General features: G+C 67.7%; 12 protein-coding genes. 7 read left to right on the plus strand and 5 right to left on the minus strand.

Annotated features, from left to right (window positions below; translation table 11 throughout):
* Positions 1-15: 15 nt before the first annotated feature.
* The 4 genes from AC1PLR_RS01655 to AC1PLR_RS01670 all read right to left on the minus strand — a co-directional run bounded on the left by AC1PLR_RS01655 (position 16) and on the right by AC1PLR_RS01670 (position 4,507).
* On the minus strand, positions 16-1,524 hold the full coding sequence (locus AC1PLR_RS01655) for a pilus assembly protein TadG-related protein (protein ID WP_481102452.1): 1,509 nt from the start codon (positions 1,522-1,524) through the stop codon (positions 16-18).
* Between the two features lie 172 nt (positions 1,525-1,696).
* A complete protein-coding gene (locus AC1PLR_RS01660; RefSeq protein ID WP_371184215.1) occupies positions 1,697-1,972 on the minus strand; it encodes a pilus assembly protein in 276 nt (91 codons plus the stop codon).
* Positions 1,973-2,670: 698 nt separating this feature from the next.
* Complete coding sequence (locus AC1PLR_RS01665; protein ID WP_481102453.1) at positions 2,671-3,486, minus strand: ABC transporter permease; 816 nt, start codon at positions 3,484-3,486, stop codon at positions 2,671-2,673.
* Positions 3,487-3,505: 19 nt separating this feature from the next.
* Positions 3,506-4,507 carry an ABC transporter ATP-binding protein gene (locus tag AC1PLR_RS01670; RefSeq protein ID WP_481102454.1) on the minus strand — a complete coding sequence of 334 codons (1,002 nt, stop codon included), beginning with the start codon at positions 4,505-4,507 and terminating at the stop codon, positions 3,506-3,508.
* 137 nt (positions 4,508-4,644) lie between these two features.
* Between AC1PLR_RS01670 and AC1PLR_RS01675 the strand changes: the two genes are divergently transcribed.
* The 7 genes from AC1PLR_RS01675 to AC1PLR_RS01705 all read left to right on the plus strand — a co-directional run bounded on the left by AC1PLR_RS01675 (position 4,645) and on the right by AC1PLR_RS01705 (position 11,299).
* Entirely contained in the window at positions 4,645-5,355 is a 711-nt protein-coding gene (locus tag AC1PLR_RS01675; RefSeq protein ID WP_420010301.1) for an FAD-binding oxidoreductase, read from the plus strand.
* Positions 5,356-5,881: 526 nt separating this feature from the next.
* Complete coding sequence (locus AC1PLR_RS01680) at positions 5,882-6,460, plus strand: hypothetical protein (protein ID WP_481099639.1); 579 nt, start codon at positions 5,882-5,884, stop codon at positions 6,458-6,460.
* On the plus strand, positions 6,457-6,657 hold the full coding sequence (locus AC1PLR_RS01685) for a helix-turn-helix transcriptional regulator (RefSeq protein ID WP_010340539.1): 201 nt from the start codon (positions 6,457-6,459) through the stop codon (positions 6,655-6,657). Before AC1PLR_RS01680 ends, AC1PLR_RS01685 begins: the two co-directional genes overlap by 4 nt.
* 90 nt (positions 6,658-6,747) lie before the next feature.
* Positions 6,748-8,262: an alpha/beta fold hydrolase gene (locus tag AC1PLR_RS01690; RefSeq protein ID WP_041500590.1), complete on the plus strand. Its 1,515-nt coding sequence runs from the start codon at positions 6,748-6,750 to the stop codon at positions 8,260-8,262.
* 31 nt (positions 8,263-8,293) lie between these two features.
* Complete coding sequence (locus AC1PLR_RS01695) at positions 8,294-9,040, plus strand: ABC transporter ATP-binding protein (protein WP_010340635.1); 747 nt, start codon at positions 8,294-8,296, stop codon at positions 9,038-9,040.
* The gene (locus AC1PLR_RS01700; RefSeq protein WP_209030495.1) at positions 9,037-10,218 is read left to right on the plus strand and encodes an ABC transporter permease; all 1,182 of its coding nucleotides are present in this window, start codon (positions 9,037-9,039) and stop codon (positions 10,216-10,218) included. Before AC1PLR_RS01695 ends, AC1PLR_RS01700 begins: the two co-directional genes overlap by 4 nt.
* 142 nt (positions 10,219-10,360) lie before the next feature.
* Entirely contained in the window at positions 10,361-11,299 is a 939-nt protein-coding gene (locus AC1PLR_RS01705; RefSeq protein ID WP_481102455.1) for a CPBP family intramembrane glutamic endopeptidase, read from the plus strand.
* A 74-nt stretch (positions 11,300-11,373) separates the two neighbouring features.
* On the opposite strand, the gene AC1PLR_RS01710 is transcribed toward AC1PLR_RS01705, so the two are convergent.
* Positions 11,374-12,384: an energy transducer TonB gene (locus tag AC1PLR_RS01710; protein WP_481102456.1), complete on the minus strand. Its 1,011-nt coding sequence runs from the start codon at positions 12,382-12,384 to the stop codon at positions 11,374-11,376.
* Positions 12,385-12,456 lie beyond the last annotated feature (72 nt).

A 12,456-nucleotide genomic window follows, 5' to 3' on the forward strand; every position in this document is an offset into this window, starting at 1 on the left:
GTTCAGTCGATAACATCATGGAGCAACCACCAGCGATCTACGGTCAAAATCGGGAGTCTTCACTAGACGTGCCTGCCAATATGGGCTGAACAGGCTGCCTTTTTCGAACTTTCCGTCGCCTCTGCCCCACACTGAGCGCCGAAAGGCGCTGAGTTCATAGGGCCGGTTGAAGTAGACCTGCGCACTCGCCATCGCACGCAGTTGCTCGCCGTGCGCCTCGTCGTTGAGTTGCATGCGCCCGGTTCCGATCTTCAACGCGGAACTGGTGCGCGCCTTGGCGACCTGAGTGCCTACTTCGACGGTATAGATCGGCCCTGCGTTGGCGCCATCGGGGCTCTGCGAATAGGTATCCTTGACATCGTGATACCTGGGGCTGATGCCATAGCGATAGCCGCTGAGGAATGCCTTGTCGCGCTTGAATTCGGGCGTGACAGCAGGGTCGCCCTCGATGAATCTGCCAGCGATATCGCTACTTCGGGTGCCGTTGTAGGCCTGGTAGCGGCGGCCGTCATAGGGCGATTTCCAACCCTGCCCATTGTTCATGCCGGCGAAGAAACTCGGTTTGCGCCCGCTCACGGCCTGGGTGCCACCCCAACCGATCGGGAACTTGAAGGTCTTAAAGAAAAAGGGCAGGCGGAACTGAAAGGCGTCCACACCCGACCAGCGGTCGTACTCGACCATGTCGGTACCGCCATTGTTGCTGAACACGCCGAACGCCGTGCCGTCGCGCGCGCGCGTGAAGGTGTCGCGAGACGCCATCACGACATTGCGATAACGCTCGCCGCCCTGATTGACCCTCCTCAGGCCTGCACTGCGACCAGGCTCATAGGATTGCAGTTGGTTGCCGGCCAAGCGGACGTTGTTTGCAAGCACGAATTTGCCGGCTGTTGTCAGATCGGCATCCGGCACGTTGTCCTTGACCACTTTGCTCGCCATCGTGAAGACGTTGGCTTCCGATGCAAACGTGCTCACTGCTGCCTCGGCAGCCAACGAATAGGGATAATCGAGTCCCTGATCCAGAAAGGTGGTCGTGGAATTCGCGACCCCAATAAAGAGGGTGCGGAACGCCTTGATCGCTCTGTTGAGCACGGTCATGGCGCGATCGATGGCGATCAGCGCTTCGCCCAGGCCAGGCACCCAGAACAGCAACGCTTCGGCGAATTTGTTGAATTTTTCAAAGTGGACCGTGGTTGAATGGACCATGGTCAGCCAGGAGTTGAGGCTGACAATCTGTGCAACCGCCACCTCGTTGGCCACACGCCCACGATTCATGTAGGCCGCGAAATTGCGCGCGCGCGCCTGCTCGACGGCGATGCTGTAGGCCGCGGCATCAGCAGCGTTGGTGAGCTCGACTTTCTTGCCGACCACTTGGCCGGTATTGAAGGTCACGAGTAAGCCGACGCACAGCACCATCAAGAACACCAGCACCATCGGCATGGCCTGTCCGCCCATTCTGGAACGCGTACACGCTGACGCTGACGCGACCTTCGAGTTGGGGGGATTGGTGGCGACGATGATCACCATGCGGCTTCCTTCAGGCAATACCCCATTCAGAGCGCGACGCATGCGCATCGTGCCCGGCCGGGTTCCATGAAATTGGGTTGCTCACTCAGTGCAGAGGCGTGCCTATGGCTCTGCCGACACAACAGGCGCAGGCTACCATCTGCCCTTGCTCGGGCAGATGGTGGCAAGGGCTTTACTTGTTGCCGTTGTACTTGTCCATGCCCTTGTCGTTCTGGGCCTGCTGCTGTGCCTGACCGGCGTTGGTGCCAGCGCGGCCGATCATGTCCTTGGCGTCCTTGCCCGACAGTTCCTGCGCCATACCGGCGACCTGGCTGCGGACGGTGCCGCCGAAGAACGTGAACACGCCGATCGCCGCGATCGCGATCAGGGCCACGATGATGATGTACTCGGTCATGCCTTGGCCTTGCTGCTTGCGGCCGAAGCGGATGGGCTTGCGTTGGATCTTCATCTGATTCCTCTCCTTGGCTTGATCGCCCAATCACCGACAACACACAAGCGTGCCAGCGGCAACGTGTGGCGACATGGGTTCATTAAGTGAAGTCGTTCACGGAGACGAAGCTGGTCTCCGGCCCGCGCTTTACGTCCAGTAAAGAGATGGTGTGTAGCGGACGTGTGCACTGTAGCGTCGGCTTATTGCCGTTACAAGAAAACTCGCGTTAATAAATTGGCACTTAACAGGATATGCATCACATTATTGAGTCAAACTTTGGACACGTGCGATCCCGTACGGAATATACAATTGTGAATTCGATGCACTTCTGGCGTGCGCTCCGTCGGATTCGTGTGTGACGCGTAGCGGATGTGCCGGTGCCTGACACCGACTGCAATCCGGGGGCGGGGGGTGTATCCGTCGTGCACACCGCGGCTCGGGCATGCTTCTGGCGCGTCGGCGACGGCTGGCAGTGCTTGCTTGCGGCCAGGGGCAGGGGGCGGAATGCCACTGCGTCGACGTTGAATTCGCCCAGAAGGTGCCGGAACCAGCGGCGAGCGCCTGAGCGCAGCGCCTTGCCACCTTGCCGTGCCGTACTGGCGCGGCGCTCGGCCGATGCGGGCGCCTCCGGTGGCGACGGGCGCCTGGCGGCCGCGTCCTTGGGGCTTGGGGCGGCGTAAGCCGCCTGGAGGGTAGGGCTGAGGGACGCTGGCGCGTCAGCTCCGCAACCCCACCCCGCGCCGCAGCAGCCACAGCGCCAGCGCCGCCAGCACGGCGACGAAGCCCAGCATCAGGCTGTAGGCCACCCACACCGGCACGTCGCTGCTGCCGAGCAGGCCGTAGCGGAAGGCGTTGACCATGTAGAAGATCGGGTTGGCGTGGGTGGCGGCCTCGGCCCAGCCGGGCAGCAGCTTGACCGAATAGAACACGCCGCCCAGGTAGGTCAGCGGGGTCAGGATGAAGGTCGGCACGATCGCCACGTCGTCGAACTTCTTCGCGTAGACCGCGTTGATGAAGCCGGCCAGGGAGAAGATGGTCGCACCCAGCAGCACCGTGGTCAGGGTCACCAGCGGGTGCGGGATCCGCACCGGGGTGAAGAACATGGCGATGATCAGCACGATCACGCCGACCATCAGCCCGCGCAGCACCGCGCCGGCGACGTAGCCCCACAGGATCACCCAGTTGGGCATGGGGCTGACCAGCAGTTCCTCGACGTGGCGGCCGAACTTGGCGCCGAAGAAGCTGGAGCTGATGTTGCCGTAGCTGTTCTGGATCACGCTCATCATCACCAGGCCGGGGACGATGAACTGCATGTAGCTGTAGCCGCCCATGTCGCCCACGCGCGAGCCGATCAGGCCGCCGAAGATCAGGAAGTACAGGGTCATGGTGATCGCCGGCGGCACCAGGGTCTGGCCCCAGATGCGCAGGATGCGCTTGACCTCGCGGCGCACGATGGTGCCCAGCGCGACCCAGTTGCGCTGGGCGGGCGTGGCGTCGGAAACGGGGATGGTGGAATCGGTCTGGGAAGTCATGGTCGTCGCCGTGGGGGCATCAGGGAGTGGCGGACGGCGTAGCCGCGCCGGTCGTGGCCGCAGCGGCATCGCGGTGTTCGCCGGTGAGGCGCACGAACAGTTCCTCCAGGCGATTGCTCTTGGTGCGCATGGAGCGCACGCGGATGCCGGCGTCGCCCAGTGCGGCGAACACGCGGTTGAGGTCCATCGCCCGCGGCATGTCCAGGTCCAGGGTGTGCGCGTCCTGGGCGAGCAGGGTGGTGCCCTCGATCGCCGGCAACTGCGCCGGCAGTTCGCCATCGATGTCCAGCAGGAAGCCTTCCACGTCCAGCTTGGCCAGCAGGGCGCGCATCGGGCCCTGCTCGACGATGCGGCCGCGGTCGATGATCGCCAGGTTGCGGCACAGGCTCTCCGCTTCCTCCAGGTAATGCGTGGTGAGGATGATGGTGGTGCCGGCGGCGTTGATCTCGCGCAGCACCCGCCACATGTCGCGGCGGATCTCGATGTCCACGCCGGCGGTGGGCTCGTCCAGAATCAGCAGGCGCGGCCGGGTCATCATCGCGCGGGCGATCATCAGCCGCCGCTTCATGCCGCCGGACAGGGTGCGGCTCATCACCTGTGCCTTCTCCCACAGGTGCGCACGCTTGAGTTCCACTTCGGCCAGGCGCTCGGCCTCGGCGCGCGGCATGCCGTAGAAGCCGGCGTAGTTGACCAGGATGTCGAAGGGCTTCTCGAACAGGTTGAAGTTGATTTCCTGCGGCACCAGGCCGATCAGGCGCATCGCCGCGCTGCGCTGGCTGCTCAGGTCGGTGCCGAACACCTCGACCTGGCCGGCGCTGAGGTTGACCAGCGAGCTGATGATGCCGATCAGGGTGGACTTGCCGGCGCCGTTGGGGCCGAGCAGGGCGAAGAAGTCGCCGGGCAGCACGTCCAGCGACACGCCATGCAGGGCCTGCACGCCGTTGTCGTAGGTCTTGCGCAGGTCGCGCACGCGCAGCGCGGGCGCCGGGGTCTGTGAAGAAAGAGCGGGTGCGGGAGTCAAGGCGGGCCTTCGCGCCGCATCGACGGCGCAGGAGAAGTGCAGCCGCTATTATAGAAGACCTCGCGGGGTCGCCCCCGGCCACAGACTGTTGCATCTCCGTGCCTGCCCAATTCCCGTTGAAACTGGTCGACCGCCACATGCTGGCCCCGGCCGTCGGCCACTATCGCTTCGTCCGCGACGACGGCCAGCCGCTGCCGTTCGTGCCGGGCCAGTTCGTGCAGGTGCACTTCCACTACGCTGATGGCACCGCCACCAAGCGCAGCTATTCGCTGGCCACGCGCCACGATCCGACGCAGCCGGCCGATGCCACGGTCGAGATCGCGGTCAGCTTCGTCGCCGGCGGTGCGGCCACCGCGCTGTTCGAAGGCCTGGAGATCGGCGGGCAGGTCTGCGCCAGCGGTCCGTACGGCCGCTTCTGCCTGCAGCCGGGCGACAGCAACCGCCGCTACCTGCTGATCGCCACCGGCACCGGCGTCACGCCGTACCGTTCGATGTTGCCGCTGCTGGAAGCGGCGATGGCCGAGCGCGGCGTGGAGGTGGTGTTGCTGCTGGGCGCGCGCACGCCGGCCGAGTTGCTGTACGGCGACGAATTCCGGGCCTTCGCCGATGCGCATCCCGGTTTCCGTTTCGTGCCGTGCTTCTCGCGCGAGCTGCCGGAGGCGCCGCATGCCGACGTGCGGCATGGCTACGTGCAGCAGTTCCTCGCCGAGTTCGCGCCGCAGGCCGACGGCGACATCGCCTACCTGTGCGGCAATCCGAACATGGTCGACGCCTGCTTCGACGCGCTGAAGGAGGCCGGCATGCCGGTGCCGCACATCCGCCGCGAGAAATACGTCAGCAGCAAGTAACGGCCGCTGTCGGCACCGGGGTCGTCCGTAGGAGCGGCTTCAGCCGCGACCGCCTCACCTTCTCCGCCCAGGGTGAAGCTGCGTGCTCCCGAAGCGTCGAGCGCGCTTCGCGCCCTTACCCTCACCCCAACCCCGAGGGGCTCGTTACGCTGGCTTGCCGGTGTTTTCGTGTCGTTCGGACCAGGCGTCAGCATAGGGGTGCCCGTTGGCGCTGGACATCCCGCGTAGGAGCGGCTTCAGCCGCGACCGCTACACCTGCGGTCCGTCCAGGGCGAAGCTGCGTGTTTCCGAAGTGTCGAGCGCGCTTCGCGCCCTTACCCTCACCCCAACCCCTCTGCCGGTGGGAGAGGGGCTCGCTACGTTGGCTTGCCGGTGATTTCGTTTTATCTGTAAAGGACGCTTGACAGTCGACCTTGGCGCGCGCATTCTGCTGTCAAGCGTGCTTGACAGGGGAAGGGTCGGCACGCCACGTGGCGCCGCCGTAACGGGCGGCCGGAGCGGGTCGAACTGAGATTGGGGACAGGGCATGGGCAACTGCAGGCGCAACGCGATCGTGGTGCTGTGCGTGAGTCTGGCGCTGCTGGCGGCGGGGGCCTGGCTGCCGCTCGGCGGCAGCGACTATCTGCGTGGGGTATGCATGGGCGTCGGCATCGGCGGCCTGTTCATGGCGCTGCTGCTGTGGTGGTCGCGGGGCAGTCTGGCCGACAGCGCGCCGCGGGCGCTGGCGCGGCGTTACTACCGCGAGTTCTTCCCGCCGATGGGCGCCTACGTGGTGGTGATGCTGTTCTGGAAGCGCCTGCTCGACAGCGTGGACGTGCTGTGGCTGCGCGTGGTGGTCGCACTGCTGCCGGCGCTGATGCTGGCGCTGGTGATCCGGGCGGTGGCGCGCTTCGTGCGCGACTCCGACGAATTGCAGCGACGCATCGAGCTGGAGTCCATCGCCATCGCCGCCGGGCTGACCTGCGGCGTCTACATGGCGGCCGGGTTCCTGCAGGCGGCGCAGGTCATCGCGCTGTCGGCCTCGAGCGCGATGCTGTGGGTGTTTCCCGCGCTGTGCATGACCTATGGGGTGGTCAAGGTCGCGAACGCGCGCCGCTACCAATGAACAGCCGCATCCGCGAACTGCGCGAGGCGCACGGCTGGTCGCAGGGCGAACTGGGCGAGCGGCTGGGCGTGTCGCGGCAGACCATCAATGCGCTGGAGACCGGCAAGTACGATCCGAGCCTGCCGCTGGCGTTCCGTATCGCGCGGCTGTTCGCGCACAGCATCGAGCAGGTGTTCCTGTTCGATGAGGCCGAGTAAGCGCGCACTCCGTTTCATGCCCCACCGGGCACCGACGACGCCATGTTCCGGCATGGCATTCTGCAAGCCATGAACTCAAGGATGCGAACCATGCGACACCCCTCCCGGCCGTTCGCCATCGCGGCGGCCACCCTCTTGCTCGCCGCCTGCCAGGCGGCCCAGGCACCGGCGCCGCAGACGTCCGAGCGCAGCTACGGTGCGCTGCGCTTCCACCCGTGCACGCTGACCAATCCGGTGGCCTCCAACAACGTGCCGGCACAGTGCGCGCGAATGGCGGTGGCGGAGAATCCGGCGGCGCCGAACGGCCGCAAGATCGAACTCAACATCGCCTGGCTGCCGATCACCGGCGAGGGCGGCAGCGACCCGGATCCGGTGTTCTTCCTCGCCGGCGGTCCCGGCCAGGCCGCCACCCAGGTCGCCAGCATCGTCGACATGGCGTTGCGCGAGACCCGCAAGCGCCGCGACGTGTTCCTGATCGACCAGCGCGGCACCGGCCAGTCCAATCCGCTGAGCTGCCTGGGGCCGGACGGCAAGGAGATGCCGCTGGCCGATCCGGCGCGCGCGCCCACCGCGAACGAACTGGTCGACTATGCGCGGCGCTGCGCGCAGTCGCTGCAGGGCCGCGCCGATCCGCGCTACTACACCACCACCCAGGCGATCGGCGATCTGGATGCGGTGCGCGCCGCACTGGGCGTGGACAAGATCAACCTGATCGGCGGCTCCTACGGCACCCGCGTCGCCCAGCAGTACGCGCGTCGCTATGCGCCGCACGTGCGCAGTGTGGTCATCGATGGCGTGGCGCCGAACGATCTGGTGGTCGGTGGCGAATTCGCCACCACCTTCGAGGATGCGATCGCCCTGCAGGCCGAGCAGTGCAAGGCCGATCCGGCTTGCGCCAAACGCTTTCCCACCGATACCCGCACGCAGTTGCGCGCGGTGGTGGAGCGCCTGCGGCAGGCGCCGGTGGACGTGGACTACCGCGATCCGGCCAGCGGCGAGAGCCGCCACGACCGGGTCACCGCCGACACCGTCACCAGCCTGGCGTTCTCGTTCTCCTACGCGCCGCAGACCGCGTCGCTGCTGCCGCTGGTGCTGGACGAGGCCGCCAACGGCCGCTACGGCCCGCTGATGTCGCTGGCGCGGATGATGGGCGGGCAGTTGGACGGGCAGATGAACCGCGGCATGCAGTGGTCGGTGATCTGCGCCGAGGATGCCGACCGCTACCGCGCGCCGCAGACGCACGACACGCTGCTCGGTCCGGAAGTGGCGCAGATGTTCTTCGCACCGTGCCCGGTGTGGCCCACCGGCACCCGCCCGGCCGACTTCACCGCGCCGTTCACCTCCACCCTGCCGGTGCTGCTGACCTCCGGCCAACTGGATCCGGTGACCCCGCCACGCTACGCCGAGCGCGTGCTGAAGGGCCTGCCCAACGGCCGTCACCTGGTGGTGCGTGGCCAGGGCCACGGCACCATGACCCTGGGCTGCATGCCCAAGCTGCTCGGCCAGTTCTTCGAGACCGCCGATGCCAAGCACCTCGATGCCACCTGCCTGGACGCGATGAGCGGCGTGCCGGCCTTCACTTCATTCAACGGATGGGAACCATGAGCTGCGCAGCGTTCGACAGGGAGGGGCAGGCATGATCGTCGCCGACAATCTGCACAAGGCATTCAAGACCCGCGCCGGCGCCGTGCAGGCCGTGCAAGGGGTCAGCTTCCAGGCCGCCGACGGCCAGATCACCGGCCTGCTCGGTCCCAACGGTGCCGGCAAGACCACTACCTTGCGCATGCTCTACACGTTGATGGCGCCGGACCAGGGCCAGGTGCGCGTGGACGGCGTCGACGTGGGCCAGGATCCGATGGCGGTGCGGCGCGCGCTGGGCGTGTTGCCGGATGCGCGCGGCGTCTACAAGCGGCTGACCGCACGCGAGAACATCGCCTATTTCGGCGAGCTGCACGGGCTGTCGGCGGCGCGCATCGCCGAGCGCACCCGGCTGCTGTCGACGGCGCTGGACATGGACGACATCCTCGACCGCCAGACCGAAGGCTTCAGCCAGGGCCAGCGCACCAAGACCGCGATCGCCCGCGCGCTGGTCCACGACCCGCGCAACGTGATCCTGGACGAACCCACCAACGGCCTGGACGTGATGACCACCCGCGCATTGCGCGGATTCCTGCGCGAACTGCGCGAGGAAGGGCGCTGCGTGATCTTCTCCAGCCACATCATGCAGGAGGTGGCGGCGCTGTGCGATCGCATCGTCATCATCGCCAAGGGCACGGTGGTGGCCGCCGGCACCGCCGACGAACTGCGCGCCCTCACCGGCGAATCCAACCTGGAAGACGCCTTCGTCAAGGCGATCGGCAGCGACGAGGGACTGCACGCATGAGCCTGCTCCGTACCGTATTCACCGTGATGCGCAAGGAATTGCGCGACCTCTCGCGCGATCGCCGCACCCTGGCGCTGGCCTTGCTGCTCGGGCCGCTGCTGTATCCGGCGCTGATCCTGGGCATGGGCGCGCTGGCCGAGAGCCGCGTGCGCACGCAAATCGACAAGCCGCTGGACATTCCGGTGATCGGCCGCGAACGCGCGCCGAACCTGGTCGCCTTCCTCGCTGCGCAGGGCCTGAACGCGGTCGCGCCGCCGAAGGACCTGACCGGCGCGATCCGCAGCCAGGACGTGGACCTGGCGCTGAAGATCGACGAGGACTACGCCAACGCCTGGCACGAAGGACGCCCGGCGCTGGTGGAGATCATCAAGGACAGCACCCGCCGCGACGCCGACATCCCGACCCAGCGGGTGCAGGCCGCGCTGAGCATGTACGGCCAGCAGGTCGGGGCCTTGCGTCTGCTGGCGCGCGGCATCGACTCGCAGGTGTCGCGGCCGCTGGACGTGGCGCTGCAGGACCTGGCCACACCCGAAGCCAAACGCGGTGCGTTGCTGGCGATGCTGCTGCCGGTGCTGCTGACCATCACCTCGTTCATCGGCGGCGCCTACCTGATCCTCGACGCCACCGCCGGCGAACGCGAGCGGCAATCGCTGGAGCCGCTACTGGCCACGCCGGCCTCGCGCAGCGCCATCGTCAGCGGCAAGATCGCCGCGGCCTGCGTGGTCGGCCTGGTGTCGCTGCTGCTGACCCTGCTCGCGTTCAAGCTCAGCGCGCAGGTGGCCAGCGGCATCGGCCGCCAGCTCAACGTCAGCTTCGTGGCGATGCTGCAGATGCTGTTCGTGCTGCTGCCGATGCTGTTCATCGGCACTTCGCTGCTGACCTACCTGGCGGCCGCGGCCAAGAGCATGAAGGAGGCGCAGAGCCACATGACCTGGCTGATGCTGCTGCCGATGCTGCCCGGCTATGCGTTGATGGTGTATCCGCTGAAGACCACGCTGTGGCAGTTCGCGGTGCCGTTCCTGGCGCAGAACCAGATGCTGATGAAGATCATCCGCCGCGAAACGATCGATCCGCAGATCTGGGCGGTGTATCTGCTCACCGGCTTCGGCCTGGCCGCGGTGCTGTGGCTGGCGGCGGTGCGCCGCTACCGGCAGGAACAGTTGGCGATCTCGGCGTGAGTCGCCGGCAGCGCGCGGACCCTGTCCGCGCGCTGCGCTCCATCGCCGCGGAGCCGCGCAGGGACTGCGGGCGTGATGCACACTCCCTGCGCGCACGGCGGATGCGTCCGCCTTCCTGAAGTTTTTTCGCAGCGAGTCTTGCATGTCTCCAGATCCACACGATGCCTCGTCACTGACAGCTGCCGGCGATGCCCGCCTGCTGGTGCTGGGCGATGCGCGCATCCTGCAGCCGGGGATGCTGCGCTGGCTGCGGGCGGTGGCCTGGGCGATCGCCTTGCTGGCGCTGATGATCGTCGTGGCGACGGCGGTGCCGCTGCTGTGCGGCAGGCTCCTTGCGTCGGGCGCGGGTCCATGTGCCTCGTTCGCCACGGCAGTGACGGCCGCCATCCTCTATGCCGTGGCGGTGCGCCTGGGCGAACGGCGCTGGCCGGCGGAACTGGCCTGGCGTGCGGCACCCTCGCAGTTGGCCGGCGGCCTGCTGCTGGGCGCGGCGATGTTCGCGGCGGTGATGGCGCTGATGGCGGCATTGAACGTGTACACGATCCGCTGGACCGGGCCGGCGCCGCTGTGGGGACCGCTCGGCAAGGCGCTGCAGGCCGGCGTGGTGGAAGAACTGATGCTGCGCGCGATCCTGCTGCGCCTGCTGTGGCGCGCGTTCGGTCCCTGGCTGGCGTTCGCGCTGTCGGCGGCGCTGTTCGGGCTGGCCCACCTCGGCAATCCGAACGCCAGCGTGTTCGCCGCGCTGTGCATCGCGGTGGAGGCCGGGATCATGCTGGGCGCGTTCTACGTGCTCACCGGCCGGCTCTGGGTCTCCATCGGCGTGCACGCGGCCTGGAACTTCACCCAGGGCTATCTGTTCGGCGCGGCGGTGTCGGGCACCGACATGGGGCCGGCGATCGCGCGCAGCACGGCGCAGGCCGGGGTGCCGGACTGGCTGAGCGGCGGCGCGTTCGGACCGGAGGCCTCGCTGCCAGGGCTGCTGGTGTGCACGGTGGTGGGCGCGCTCGCGACCTGGGTGGCCTGGCGCAAGGGACGCTTCGGCACCCCTGCGCGCGGCGCGGGCAGTACGCCCGCGGCCTGAGCGCTTTCGCTCGGCGCGGCCGTCGGCGATGCAGCGCGCCCGGCAGCCGCCGGACACGCGTCAGCTGCGGCGGCTCAGCCGCCGGGATTGAACGCCAGCGTGCGGCGGGTGGTGATCGGCGCGCTGACCGGTTCGAAGCGCCAGCGCTTGGTCGCGTTCAGCGCCTCGCGGTCGAACACCCGCGGTGGCGTGGAGCGCAGCACGCGTGCGTTGGTGACCGCACCGTCGGTGCCGACGGTGATCTCCACCAGCACTTCGCCAGCGGTACCGGAGCGCAGCGCTTCGGGCGGATAGCGCGGGGCCGGGGTGCTGATCGGGCGCAGGGTCTGTGCGGTGGCAGCGGATGCCGGTGCGGCCGCGGGCGTCGCCGCCGGGGCCGGCGTCGGTTGCGCGGTGGCGGCGGGCGTGCCGGGGCGGGCGGCGGCCTGGCGTTCGGCTTCCTGGCGTGCGCTCTCGCGGCGCGCGGCTTCCTGTTGCGCGGCGATCTGCTGCGCCGCCTGCGCCTCGCTGGCCTGCTGCTGCGCCTGCTTCTGCTGCTCGGCGGCCAGCTTGGCCTTCTGCTCGGCGTCCTTCTTGGCCTTGTCGGTCTCGTCCTGGCTGCGCTGGGCCACCGTCTCCATGCCCTTGCTCACGCCCTGCTTGAGCCGCGGGAGCGCCGGCGCCTGCGGATCCATCTTCTCGATCAGGCCGATCAGGCGCTGCGCTTCCGGGAAATCCTCGCGGTTGATGCTCTGTTCGGCGGCGATCAGCGTGTACGGCATCAGGTCGGTCAGCGCGCTCTTGACCCCGGCATCGTCCGGCTGCTTGTCGCGCAGGGCCAGGTAGTACTCGACCGCGTTGTTGCCGGCCGGCGCATACATGCGGTTCTCGCGCAGCGCCTGGCTGGCCGAGTCGTGCAGCTGTTCGGTGCCCATCGACTGCACCTTGGCCGACACCGGCGGCGGTGCCGGCGCGTTGGCCGCGGCGGTGGCCGGTGCGGTGGTGGGTGGCGCGGTCTCGTCCTGCTTGGAGCAGGCCGCCAGCGCGGCCAGCAAGAGAACGGGCGCGACACGGCGCGCCTTGGCGAGTGTGGTGAGTTGCGACATGCGTCCCCCTGAATCCCCGGTGTTGGCAATCAACGATGCGATGGCGGTGCGTTCGCGGTGCTGCGGCCCCCA

The sequence above is a fragment of the Xanthomonas sp. NCPPB 3570 genome (assembly GCF_056725115.1).